Annotated in this window: 13 protein-coding genes and 2 pseudogenes; all 15 read left to right on the top strand. The window is 37.4% G+C overall.

Annotation, left to right across the window (positions count from 1 at the left end; genetic code table 11):
• Positions 1-8: 8 nt before the first annotated feature.
• The 15 genes and pseudogenes from ACFX4G_RS19190 (at position 9) to imm47 (ending at position 11,688) form a co-directional block, all read left to right on the top strand.
• A complete protein-coding gene (locus tag ACFX4G_RS19190) occupies positions 9-1,403 on the top strand; it encodes an MATE family efflux transporter (RefSeq protein ID WP_014459767.1) in 1,395 nt (464 codons plus the stop codon).
• A gap of 336 nt (positions 1,404-1,739) precedes the next feature.
• Positions 1,740-2,171, top strand: coding sequence for a YwqH-like family protein (locus ACFX4G_RS19185; RefSeq protein WP_377576214.1), 432 nt, complete (start codon positions 1,740-1,742; stop codon positions 2,169-2,171).
• The gene (locus tag ACFX4G_RS19180) at positions 2,168-2,425 is read left to right on the top strand and encodes a YwqI/YxiC family protein (protein ID WP_013083474.1); all 258 of its coding nucleotides are present in this window, start codon (positions 2,168-2,170) and stop codon (positions 2,423-2,425) included. Before ACFX4G_RS19185 ends, ACFX4G_RS19180 begins: the two co-directional genes overlap by 4 nt.
• A gap of 18 nt (positions 2,426-2,443) precedes the next feature.
• Positions 2,444-4,633 carry a T7SS effector LXG polymorphic toxin gene (locus ACFX4G_RS19175; RefSeq protein WP_377576211.1) on the top strand — a complete coding sequence of 730 codons (2,190 nt, stop codon included), beginning with the start codon at positions 2,444-2,446 and terminating at the stop codon, positions 4,631-4,633.
• A gap of 8 nt (positions 4,634-4,641) precedes the next feature.
• A complete protein-coding gene (locus ACFX4G_RS19170; RefSeq protein WP_013057379.1) occupies positions 4,642-5,097 on the top strand; it encodes an immunity protein YezG family protein in 456 nt (151 codons plus the stop codon).
• An 84-nt stretch (positions 5,098-5,181) separates the two neighbouring features.
• Positions 5,182-5,346, top strand: coding sequence for an immunity protein YezG family protein (locus ACFX4G_RS19165; RefSeq protein WP_080518339.1), 165 nt, complete (start codon positions 5,182-5,184; stop codon positions 5,344-5,346).
• Positions 5,347-6,031: 685 nt separating this feature from the next.
• Complete coding sequence (locus tag ACFX4G_RS19160; protein ID WP_041816698.1) at positions 6,032-6,502, top strand: polymorphic toxin type 15 domain-containing protein; 471 nt, start codon at positions 6,032-6,034, stop codon at positions 6,500-6,502.
• Positions 6,503-6,515: 13 nt separating this feature from the next.
• Positions 6,516-7,061, top strand: a complete 546-nt coding sequence (locus tag ACFX4G_RS19155) for a T6SS immunity protein Tdi1 domain-containing protein (RefSeq protein WP_377576206.1) — start codon at positions 6,516-6,518, stop codon at positions 7,059-7,061.
• Between the two features lie 159 nt (positions 7,062-7,220).
• Positions 7,221-7,541 (top strand): annotated as a pseudogene (locus ACFX4G_RS19150) (DUF4274 domain-containing protein); the annotation flags it as partial.
• Positions 7,542-7,768: 227 nt separating this feature from the next.
• Positions 7,769-8,254: pseudogene (locus ACFX4G_RS19145) on the top strand (immunity protein YezG family protein); the annotation flags it as partial.
• Positions 8,255-8,284: 30 nt separating this feature from the next.
• Positions 8,285-8,791, top strand: coding sequence for an ankyrin repeat domain-containing protein (locus tag ACFX4G_RS19140; RefSeq protein ID WP_377576361.1), 507 nt, complete (start codon positions 8,285-8,287; stop codon positions 8,789-8,791).
• A 321-nt stretch (positions 8,792-9,112) separates the two neighbouring features.
• Entirely contained in the window at positions 9,113-9,601 is a 489-nt protein-coding gene (locus ACFX4G_RS19135; RefSeq protein ID WP_377576358.1) for an immunity protein YezG family protein, read from the top strand.
• Positions 9,602-9,845: 244 nt separating this feature from the next.
• Entirely contained in the window at positions 9,846-10,223 is a 378-nt protein-coding gene (gene cdiI / locus ACFX4G_RS19130; RefSeq protein ID WP_377576203.1) for a ribonuclease toxin immunity protein CdiI, read from the top strand.
• Between the two features lie 139 nt (positions 10,224-10,362).
• Complete coding sequence (locus tag ACFX4G_RS19125; RefSeq protein WP_377576200.1) at positions 10,363-10,863, top strand: ankyrin repeat domain-containing protein; 501 nt, start codon at positions 10,363-10,365, stop codon at positions 10,861-10,863.
• A gap of 30 nt (positions 10,864-10,893) precedes the next feature.
• Positions 10,894-11,688, top strand: coding sequence for an Imm47 family immunity protein (gene imm47 / locus ACFX4G_RS19120; RefSeq protein ID WP_377576197.1), 795 nt, complete (start codon positions 10,894-10,896; stop codon positions 11,686-11,688).
• Positions 11,689-11,698 lie beyond the last annotated feature (10 nt).

Here is an 11,698-nt window from a genome sequence, read left to right as displayed (position 1 = left end):
GTGATGGGATGACCGCGGTCGAAACAAAAAAAGGGCCAAAAGAAAAGCTGAATTTGTTTTTCTTAACGTGGCCGATCTTTTTAGAAGTGTTTCTTTTTATGTTAATGGGGATTGCTGATACCTTTATGCTAAGTGCGCTGTCGGATGATGCCGTATCAGGAGTCGGAGCAGCCAATCAATACCTTCACATTGCGATTTTGGTGTTAGAGGTCATTGGTAACGGGGCGGCAATTGTTGTCTCTCAGTATTTAGGATCAAAACGGTATATGGAAGCGTCAAAGATTTCTGCTTTGGCCGTTACGTTAAATTTAGGAGTCGGGCTAGTCATTAGCGCGGGTTTTCTTTTGTTTTCAAGACATATGATGGAAGCGATGAACTTACAAGGTGACGTGCTGATGTATGCACAAAGCTATTTATCCATCGTTGGAGGAGCTATTTTTCTTCAAGCGATTATTAACTCTCTTGCAGCGATTATTCGCGTACACGGCTTTACGAAGCAGGCAATGTTTGTTTCACTTGGAATGAACATTTTTCATATTGCAGGAAACTATGCTTTAATCTTCGGGAAGTTCGGCTTTCCGGAAATGGGCGTGCAAGGAGCAGCAATTTCATCTGCGTTCAGCCGATTTGTTGCCCTTATTGTGTTCTTTTGGCTGCTGTATCAAGTGATGGAATATAGAGTGAAATTTCAATACTACATTACGCTTTCAAAAGAATATATCGGTAAAATTTTAAAAATTGGTATTCCGTCGGCTTTTGAACAAGTGATGTATCAAGGCTGTCAAATTGTCTTTTTATACTATGCAACCTACCTAGGAGCAGAATCACTTGCTGCGAGACAGTACGCGATGAATATTTCAATGTTCATTTACTTATTTGCCATTGCAATTGGAATGGGTACAGCGATTATTGTCGGCCGTTTAGTAGGCGGAAACGAAAAAGATGAAGCGTACCATCGCGTATGGAAAAGCGTCAAATGGGCCAGTGCCGTAACGATGATGATGGTTGTTCTTGTGATGACATTCAGAACACAGCTGATCAGCGTGTTTACAGACAATCCGCATATCATTGAGCTTGGGGCGACGGTGCTGCTTCTGAGCATTGTGCTTGAAACGGGAAGAACGATGAACATTGTGCTGATTAACTCGCTGCGGGCAGCGGGAGATGCCAAATATCCGGTGTTAATTGGTGCGATGTCGATGGTCATGATGAGCTTGCCGCTCGGTTATTTCTTCGTTTTCCATTTAGACATGGGGCTCGCTGGCATTTGGCTTGCCATCGCAGCCGATGAATGGACGCGCGCAGTTATTATGTTTTTCCGCTGGAAAAGCCGAGCATGGGAAAACTACGGACTTATACAGCACGAACAAACAGCTGAAGAACCAACGCCGGTTCAAGTATAAAACAAAACCTCTGCAGGATGTGCAGAGGTTTTTTGCTGTGTAAAAAAACGAAGTGAAGCTGGTCTTTTTACGCAAAAAGCTTTAATTTGTGGGGAAAAACGGGTATGGGTACAAAGGAATGGTTTTATTCTGCTTATTCTTTGTTTTAGATAACGGTATATGGTTGGATAACGTATTTAGACATGAGTCTTTTTTCTCTGATTTTTCATTTTTATCTCAATTCATGAAACTAGAAGCATAAAAAAGAGAGTTTTTTCCTATTTAGCTATAATGAGACAAATTTTATACTTATAATTATTGGATTAAACTCGAAATGTGCGGAACAGGAGGAACGATATGGGGTTAGGAAGCGTATTAGACGGACTGCTGGGTGAAGTATCTGGAAGAGTCTCAGATGTAGAAGGGAAAATTTCTAAGCTAAGAACGGCTAAAAGTAAAATTGAGCATGAACAAGCTGTTTCATTAAAAGAAATTGAACACATCAAAAAGCCTGAGCTGGGAGACAAATGGACGGGTACGTTATCGGATGATTTTGACGAAAAACGTACGGCAGCCTACGACAACATAACAGGCATTTTAGACGGTGATTACGATGGATACATTCGTGAAATTGAAACAAAGATATGGGCGCTAGAAGCTGAAAAAGGAGCTTTGAGCGGCTTGAACGCCGTTATTGGAGAAGCGGATTCTTTATTAGCTAAAGGTGAAGAAGCCTATGACGCAGTAGAAAACAAGATTAGTGAAATTAGAAGGGGGCTGTTTTCATGACAATTAAGCTTGATCACGCTGACGTTATCAAAAAGCTTGAAGCAGTCAGCACAGCGATTGGAAATTTATCCATTAGCAAAATGCCTGACCTTGGAAAAAACAGCCTTGATACTACAGAGAAATGGGAAGCGCGCGAAGAAGAAATTCAAACGCTTATTTCTACTTATATAAAAGCACTAAACAAAAACGTAAAAGATACAAAATCTAATGTAGACTTACTAAAAGAACAAGACGAATCTATTATCCATTCGTAGCAGCAAAGGGGGATGACTGTGGGAAAGGTATACGATGCAAAAGCGCTGTTTGATGTAGCAAAAGACAGGGAAAAAGCCTACGATGAGTTACTCAGCCAGCTGGGTGAATTGAAAAAAGCGCTGCAGGGCGTAGCAGACTTAGAAGGCAGCTTAGAAGGAAAAGGCGCTGACAATATAAAATCTTTTTATAAGCAGCACGTCGATACGGCCGGACAGTGGGAAAACTTAATTAAAATGCAGCAAAGCTATTTTTCAACGCTTCACGTCAAAGCTGAAAAAGCAAAGCTATCAGGAAGCACGATTGTAACTGAATCATTTTTAGAAACAGAGCTAAAAAACGCCAACAGCAATGCTAAAGAAATGGTTGCGCAGCAGCACGACGATCTGCAGAGTATTTTAAACGGTATTGACGATATCGTCTCTATTTCAGCGTTTTCAACGAGTGAGTTTAACGATAAAATAGAAGAAGCAGAGAAAAAACGCACCGATACAATTGAAGCAGTGAACCAGCTTGACGCTGAATGGTCAAAAGAATACAGCGAAATGGACGATTTCTATGCGGTAGTGGATACGCTAGTAAGCGGCTTAGAGCTTGCTACGAGTCAAGGAGGAAGTGTCTATCAGCTTGCCTTTGACGAAAAAGCCTATCACGACAGCGAGCTTTATAAAGTTCAAACAAAGCTAAACGACTATGCCACTTCATATGTTGACTACAACAAGCAGCAAGAAGAAGTATACGAGCTGGAAAAAAAGCAAGAAGAAGAAGCAAACAAGCCGTGGTATGAAAAAACGTGGGACGCGGTTTCTACCTTTACAGGAGAGGTCAGCGGATATTATGATTATAAGCGAGCAGCAGAAGGCGTGGACCCTGTTACGGGTGAAAAACTTTCCACCTCACAGCGCGTCGCAGCAGGAGCCATGGCAGCAGCCGGCTTCATTCCGGTTGTCGGCTGGGTAGGAAGAGCCGCAAAAGGCGGAAAAGCAATCTACAAAACAGCTAAAGGCCTAAGCGCAGCGGATCACGCCCTAGACGCCTATAAATCCGCCAAATCCTTCAAAGTCCTGGAGCAAACCGAAAAAGGGCTCTACGGTCTTGTGGCTGCAAACGGACTAGGCGAATACATGACCGGACGCGACATGTTCGGGAATAAAATCAGTGAAGAGCAGCGTAAAGCAAGTCTTCTGCAAGCATTAGGAATTGCTGGAGCTGGAGCGCTTTCTACGAAGGTAGCGGGGAAAATGGGACAAAGCCTTGCGACCAAAGGAACCGAAAAGCTCAATAACATGCGCAACACGCTTCGGACAAGCGCCGTTGCCAACGTCACAAAGCAAGCCTATCAAAGCGTCAAAAACGCACCGGCCTCTTGGACGCAGTCGCTACATAAAACGTATAACAACATCCTAGACAGCAGTATGCCGAGACTTGTGCCAGAACTTGTGCCGGCTGGTCCAGCGCTTGCCCAGCAGACGGTGAGGGAGACCTTGCAGAATGTGAAGAAACAGACGATGCAGATGATTGGTAAGGTGACCTACGATCCTGTTCATAATCGCTATCGCAGAGCTGATGGAAGGTTTATGTCCAAGCGTGATGTGGAGAAGCTGGGTGATTCGGTTAAGGTAGAGACGGTTCGGAGAGTTGATAAGCCTGTAAAAGTAGAGCGTGTGAGTGAGCCTCAAATCTCAAAGGCTACAAGCCAACGTATTCCTAGGTCTAGTGGATCTAAAAGGTTAATTGCATCAGGAGAACATTTTACAAATGGGAGAAGAAATAGGTTAAAGCCCGACGTTAGGTATAAAACGGGGGAGCATGACTACTTTTACGAAACAGATAGCATGGGTAGAATTGTAAAATTCGAAACAGAAAATTTACAGTTAACAACAAGAACCGAGAGGTTATCACATAGTAAAAACACACCAGGTAAAATAAAAGGCCAAGACCACGCAGGACATTTGGCAGCAGATAGGTTTGGTGGTTCACCTAAAATCGATAATTTGGTTTCGCAGTTGTCTGATGTAAATTTAATTGAATATAAGAAAATTGAAGAGGAATGGGCCACAGCTTTGAAGAAAAACCCTCCCCAAAAAGTAACAGTTGATGTTGAAGTTATTTATGCGGAAAACGATATGCGCCCAGATAAATTTGTAGTGAGGTATACTATTGATGGTGACCTCGTTTCTAAAACGATTAAAAATGAACCTAAGGAGTAAAAAATGCGATGAAAGAATTTGAAGATTTATTTAGTGAATTGCAGGCAGATATGATTTCCATCTGTATGGAATATGTTGAGGACAGAGCAGACAAAGTTTATGTGTATGCTTCGTGTGAAGGAAATATTATTTCAAGTAAGTTCTTTTATCTCATCAACAATCAGTACGTAAAATCTCATCAAGTGAACGATGCATTGGAGGATGGAGAGGAAAGGTATGATGCATCCCCGCAAAGAGGATTTATGGTATTAGATATTTTAAATGAAGACATTGAAAAAATCGAAGCGTTGTGTGAAGAATATAAGCGAGACGTGCCGACAGAGATGAAATTAATTTATGATGTGAAGAGTGGTCATTTTAAAGCTGAATATAATTACGAGTTGGTTTACACAAATGATGATAGTAAAACATCTAATTATATTGCTAATGAATGGTATGAAGAAGTGAAAAATAATAAGCTTTAATTTCGTATGGATGTGTGAGTTTAGTAGAATTCATTTTGGTTTGAATCAATAGATCATCATATTTGATATTCTTTTGAAGTTTTTTTGTATATAACGACTGATTATACAGATTGGTTGAATACAGATTACGGATTTGTAGCACAGAAAAAGATTTGGAAGTACAAATATTTAGATGAAGTACCAACAGATGAAAAAACTAAGAATTTAATAGATCAATATTTAAAAGAGTATCCCAGTAATCCCATTTAAATAATTATTAAAGTTATAAGTAAACACACTGTATTTTATGAAAATCAGTGTGTTTTTATATTATAGAACAACTAAGACTTTTAATTTAAGCCTTTCTCACTGATGTAAAACTCTTCAAATCTCAACTCACTATAGCAACCGCCTTGATAAGGAATAAGGAAGAGTTGCAAACGGACTAGGAGAATACATGACCGGACGCGACATGTTCGGGAATAAAATCAGTGAAGAGCAGCGTAAAGCAAGTCTTCTGCAAGCATTAGGAATTGCTGGAGCTGGGGCGCTTTCTACGAAGGTAGCGGGGAAAATGGGACAAAGCCTTGCGACCAAAGGAACCGAAAAGCTCAACAACATGCGCAACACGCTTCGCACAAGCGCCGTTGCCAACGTCACAAAGCAAGCCTACCAAAGCGTCAAAAATGCACCGGCCTCTTGGACACAGTCGCTACATAAAACGTATAACAACATCCTAGACAGCAGTATGCCACGACTCATGCCAGATCTTGTGCCGGCAGGTCCAGCGCTTGCCCAGCAGACGGTGAGGGAGACCTTGCAGAATGTGAAGCAGCAGACGATGCAGATGATTGAAAAGCCTGTAAAAGCAGAGCGTGTGAATGAACGTCAAATTCAAAAGGGTACGGGTGAAGTCAAGCATTTAGATAATATACCTAGAACAAAAGAAATTGAAGTGAAATGTAAATACAAAACTAAATTCGATTCAGAAGAATTTGCAAGACAGTTAAAGGATCAAGAAAAAGGTATGAATGAATTAACCGTACATGAATACCAGGAAAATCGAGAGCGATTTATTGATAAAGGCAGGGCAATAGAGGGAAATGTTGCTCAACAAACAGCTAGAGAAGAAGCTTTATCTGACAAAATTACCGAATTTATGGATAAAGGAAAATCATTTGATGAAGCAGAGGAAGAGGCGAAAAAATGGCTGAAAACCCAAGCGGCACTTCATAATCCAGATCAGGTTGCGGGAGGAAGGCCTGAAATAATAGGAGGAATGGGAGATAAGAGGGTTAATTTCTCTATAGGTAGTCAATGGAGGTCTAGAATCAAAATTGTTGATAAACAAATCGAGGGAATGGCAAACAACATGACACCAGAACAACTAAAAAATACGTATTTGAATATAAAGTTAACACATTAGAGGAGGAGTTTAAATGGAGCAATATTTAAAAGATTTTAAGTTACATAGTAAAGTTCCGAGTGAAATTATTGAAAAGTATAAAGAATTAGTACCAAATGAAGTAATAAATTTTTGGGGTAATTATGGATTTGGTACATTTATGCAAGGATATTTTAAAAGCGTAAATCCAGAGGAATTTAAAGACATTTTAGAGGAGAGTTATCCAAGATTTAAGGATTCAATCGTATTGTTTGCTACAAGTATGGGAGACTTGATTATTTGGGCGGATGGATATGTTGGATTACTTAATTACAGGTATGGCATAGTAAAGATCATTATGTTTACATTTGAATTTTTCTTTCAAAATATTGCTAATTTAGAATTCAGGGATGAAGATTTATCTTGGCAGCCTTATCCCGAAGCGCTTAAACAATACAATGAGTTAGAGTATGATGAGTGTTTTGGTTATACACCTCTATTAGGGTTAGGTGGAGCAGAAAAAGTAGAGAACTTAAAAAAGGTCAAATTGAAGGAACATATTCTTATTATTACTGGTTTTATGGGGCCAGTAGAGGTATAAGGTTCGTTCTAATGAAGTAGACTTACTACTTATTTTATATTTTACAAGCAGATCGTATAGGAAACACAATAACGAATATATAAATAAAAAAACAAAGTACGTGTGAAATGAGTAGAAAAAGAATTACGAGTCTAGGTGAGATGACATTTTATCATGTTAGGATTTGAAGTGCCAACAGTTATTCTAGAAAATGCAGCTTGTGATTTTGGAACAGGTTTACTGATGTTTCATTATGCAGACGGGTATCGTATGTTAGAAGATCCTGGTGAGGTTTTAAATTCTCCCTTGGAAAATTGGAAAAAATTTTTAGAGGAAGTTTACAACAAACTCATAAACTTAGAGTTTACATCTCAGGATATTTCTTTCAATCCTGAATTAACAAATATTCGAAAATATAAATTAAAGAAGAGTAATCCAAACATTCCTGAACTCCTTATTAATAAATCTCCAGGAGATGTGGTTGATATTTTTAAAATATAATGAATTAGTAACTAACCTTAGGGAGTAATAAACGCGTTATAACAAGAGAAAAGAGTTAGGTCTAAATCCGAAATACATAAGGGAAGTTAGATATACATATCAAGCAGCTGAATCTGGAAGAATGGCAGGTATAGAATTTGAGCGAACTGAAGTCATGAAAAGAGTGGCAGATGAGACCGTTTTTGTTGGCGTTTCATTAAGGTCAAATGTATCGGAGGTTGCTAAAAGTGGAAAATGAAATGAAGCAATTACATAAAGAAATAGCTGAAACAGTGAATAAAATGATACCAGAAGAATGGGGAAAGTTTTATTTTTATGCTCAAATATAAGAAACTGGGGGAGGTACTTATTTTTTTTATAATACACCTCAGAATACACAAAGTTTTACGTATAGCTTGAAAATCCCGTTTGAGTATCATGTGGATCAACAAGAATTTAAAAAATGTAAAAGAAAACTGTTTGAATTGAGCAATCAATTAAGAAGCAGTTTTGAAAATAATCATCAAGAGCTTTGGTATTCATTTACAATGTCTGTAGATAGTAACAGGAAGTTGAACATACACTATGATTATACGAATTGGTTCGATACAAAGTATAGTTTTAGTGACCAAATGATAATTTGGAAACGTAAATATCTAGGTGAAGAAGCAAGTGAAGAAAAAGATAGAGCATTAATTGCAAAGTACGATAGTGAATTTCCGAATGATCCTATTCGAGTAGATGATAATGAAGGAGTTTGCATAGTGGACCGAAACCATAGTAAGAAATTGATAAGAAATGCCATTAAAACTGGCGATATCAACGCAGTGAAAAAACTAATAGGTGATGATATAGAGGTTTTAAATACTTTGACTGTATTTGGTACGTGGTTACATGTAGCGGTTAAAAAGGAGAACCTTCAAATCGTCCGATATTTAGTTGAAAAAGGAATTGACGTTAATACGCAAGGCGGGACATTTGATGCTTCTGCGTTAAATCTAGCAGCTGGGTCCGGTAATTTAGAGATAGTAAAGTATTTAATAGAATCTGGAGCAGAACTAGATGTGAGCTTAGCGAAGAGAAATCCATTGTTCGCAGCAATTTATGGGGGGCATCAAGAAGTAGTTAAATATTTAGTACAAAAAGGAATAGATGTGTCCATTAGATACATGGGAGAAAATATCAAAAATATGAATGCCTATGAATATGCAAGAGAGTTTGGGCAGACTGAGATTGCTGAATATTTAAAGCAAAGGATGACTGAAAATTGATTGGGTTTAGATTGTCTCTCAGGCAGGTGGTACAAATTGCTTAAGAGCAAAAAAATGAGGAAATAAGTTGTTAAATTGGGAAAAGGATTCGAAAACAGTCGAATTCTTTTTTATGTTGGAGTAAAAAGTTAGTATTTGAAGTGTAAAGAATGCAATGCAGGAAGTAGAGAGAAAGTATTTAGTACTTTAGTATTTTATGATAAGAGTAATGATGAGTTTATTGTAGTGGTTTATAATAGTTATAGAGAAACATTAATGGATGGTACAGTAAGGAACGCGTTATAAACTGGAAAAACAGTTAGGTGGTCGAACATATTGAGTATGGAAACAGAAATAAATCAAATTTATAGAGAAATTTCTGAAACAGTGAATGAAATGATTCCTACCAAATGGACAAAGATTTATTTTTACGCTCAAATATCCGAAACGGGCGGAGGCACTTACTTTTTTTATAATACCCTTGAGAATGAAAAGAACTATAAATATAGTTTAGAAATTCCTTGTGAATACGATATTGATAAAGGATTCTATAAAGTAAAGGATCGAACTTTATTTGAGTTAAGTAATAGATTAAGAAACGTTTTTAAAGATAATCAGCAAGAACTTTGGTACTCTTTTACGCTATCTGTTAATAGGGATGGCAAATTGAAGGTGCATTATGATTATACAAATTGGTTTGACACGGATTATAGCTTTGATGACCAGCTAGTGATTTGGGAATATAAATATTTAGGAACAGAACCAGATGATAGCGAAAGCAAGATTTTAATCAATAAGTATTTAAATGAGTATCCCAATAATCCAATTTAGCATAAATCCAGTATTTGTGGTTAAATTCCCACCTCATGAAGGTACTAAATTAACCCTGGAAAAATTACATCAAGAGGACTTTTTATAAGTGTATAAATAAACATTTATTACCAATTTTTATTTTATTTGCAGGAGATTTTGTGTGTTTAGATTATAGAGGTTCAAGAGATGACCCTAGCGTTTGCGTAGTGATTACGGTCAAATAGTAAACGTTGATTCAATTAATTATAAAAAGGGGATACGAATGAAGAAGATCGTAGAATTATTTCATGATATAGATTGTACGTTGTCTCCCATGATAAGTTTTTATAGCGCTTTATCAGATCAAAAATTTTTAAAAGTCTTACACTATTTTTTAGAGGAAACTGGTTATGGAAATGAGTACCACATTTGTACATTTTCAGGCGACTTAGAGCCGTGGGAAGAGGACCATGTTGAAAACGGTATTGAATTTCTAGACGGTACGGGTGACACTGACAAAAGTGTTATTGTCGATTATGAAACGTTTTTAACTTACTTGCACAAAATCTGCCGCGTATATATTGAAGATCATGCCCATGATAAAGAAAAAGTGATGGCTCTTTTACATAAAATCAAACAAAATTATAGTATTGAAGACTAGTAGGAGTATATGAAGAAGCAACGAATCGAGTCTTGCTATAGACAATAAGCTCCCGACACTACAGCGCATTACACCAAGCAGAGAGACGATATATTTTGGAGAGAATTCTACAAGGTAGAAAGTAGAGGGAAAACGAAAAATGGAAATAACTCAAATGACAAAAGCTATTAGAGACGCTATAAAAGGTGGTCACTTAAATAAGGTAAGAGACTTATTGGAGAAAAATCCAGAAATGTTAACATGGATTACACCTTTTGGCACATGGCTACATGTAGCGACAGCTCATGGTCATTTAGAAATCGTACAATACCTTATTCGTGCTGGAATAGATGTTAGTGCACAAGGAGGAACTTTTTCTACCAATTCCTTAGAAAGAGCGGCTGCAAAAGGACATATAGATATTGCTAAGTATCTTATTAACCATAATATTGAACTTGATATCAGTGAACCAGATAGAAATCCGCTGTTTGCTGCCATATATAACGGTCATTTTGAGATGGTTAAACTGTTAGTTGAGAATCATATCAATATATCGATTACATACTCTGGTGAAAATATGAAAGAGATGGATGCTTACGCATTTGCGATTGAACGAGGACAAATAGAAATTGCTGAATATTTAAAGGGAAAGTTGAAATAGATAATTTACTTAGCGAAAGCAGGTGTAATGATGGTAGGCTCAAGAAACCTTATGAATAGTATATGCTTTGGTGAAAAAACCACTTTATCTCAAGCTGAAATAAAAGAACATCTATTGAAAAGCCATACAGAAAGGGACATTTTATTTAATTTAATAGAGTTATATAAAATAGGGGATTTTACTCAAAAGCCGCTATTAATTCAATTGATGAACGGGACTAAAGATGAAGCAGTTTTGAATTTGTGTATAAGGGTCTTTTTCGCTATCGCAACACATGACGACTTAAGAGATTCAAACAACCTGCGATTTCTTAGTGAAGGTACTGAAGAAACGATTGATACGTTTGCATCCGCAGCGACAACATCATTTTCTCTTGAAGTAGTTCCGTATTTATTGGCTTTACTTGAAGACTGGAATGAAATTGACGATACGGCTATTATCATAAAGGATTCGCTTGATTTTTTCCTTGACTATGAAGCAAAAATCGGAGAAGAGGCGACTGTCGAGGGAATAGGAGACTATTATGTTGAGTATTACAATGAGAATGATACAGAAAGTTATTACTTTCAACAAAATTTAGCTTTTCCCGGAGACTTAGCAAAAAAATTAGTCCAAAGAGCGATGATTGCAGCACATAACGAAGAACCATTAAAAATGGAGTTGATTCCATCTTTATTATCCATTTTGACTGGTGAAAAAGTACCTGGAGATTACCACATAATTATGAATGCAAGCCATTATAAAAAAGTGATGGAGTATATTAATAATCTTTCCATTAAAAACTGGGAAAAAGGACAAAAGTATTTTTATGGGTATAAGCTATAGAAAGAAACCT

It is taken from the genome of Priestia sp. YIM B13486, assembly GCF_042787865.1.
Classification (GTDB): domain Bacteria; phylum Bacillota; class Bacilli; order Bacillales; family Bacillaceae_H; genus Priestia; species Priestia megaterium.
This window is presented reverse-complemented; position numbering and strand designations above follow the sequence as displayed.

Excerpts from the sequence above, each read along its gene's own strand:
- ACFX4G_RS19190 (WP_014459767.1), top strand. The coding sequence starts at position 9 with ATGACCGCGGTCGAAACAAAAAAAGGGCCAAAAGAAAAGCTGAATTTG.
- ACFX4G_RS19185 (WP_377576214.1), top strand. The coding sequence starts at position 1,740 with ATGGGGTTAGGAAGCGTATTAGACGGACTGCTGGGTGAAGTATCTGGA.
- ACFX4G_RS19180 (WP_013083474.1), top strand. The coding sequence starts at position 2,168 with ATGACAATTAAGCTTGATCACGCTGACGTTATCAAAAAGCTTGAAGCA.
- ACFX4G_RS19170 (WP_013057379.1), top strand. The coding sequence starts at position 4,642 with ATGAAAGAATTTGAAGATTTATTTAGTGAATTGCAGGCAGATATGATT.
- ACFX4G_RS19155 (WP_377576206.1), top strand. The coding sequence starts at position 6,516 with ATGGAGCAATATTTAAAAGATTTTAAGTTACATAGTAAAGTTCCGAGT.
- ACFX4G_RS19135 (WP_377576358.1), top strand. The coding sequence starts at position 9,113 with ATGGAAACAGAAATAAATCAAATTTATAGAGAAATTTCTGAAACAGTG.
- cdiI (WP_377576203.1), top strand. The coding sequence starts at position 9,846 with ATGAAGAAGATCGTAGAATTATTTCATGATATAGATTGTACGTTGTCT.
- ACFX4G_RS19125 (WP_377576200.1), top strand. The coding sequence starts at position 10,363 with ATGGAAATAACTCAAATGACAAAAGCTATTAGAGACGCTATAAAAGGT.
- imm47 (WP_377576197.1), top strand. The coding sequence starts at position 10,894 with ATGGTAGGCTCAAGAAACCTTATGAATAGTATATGCTTTGGTGAAAAA.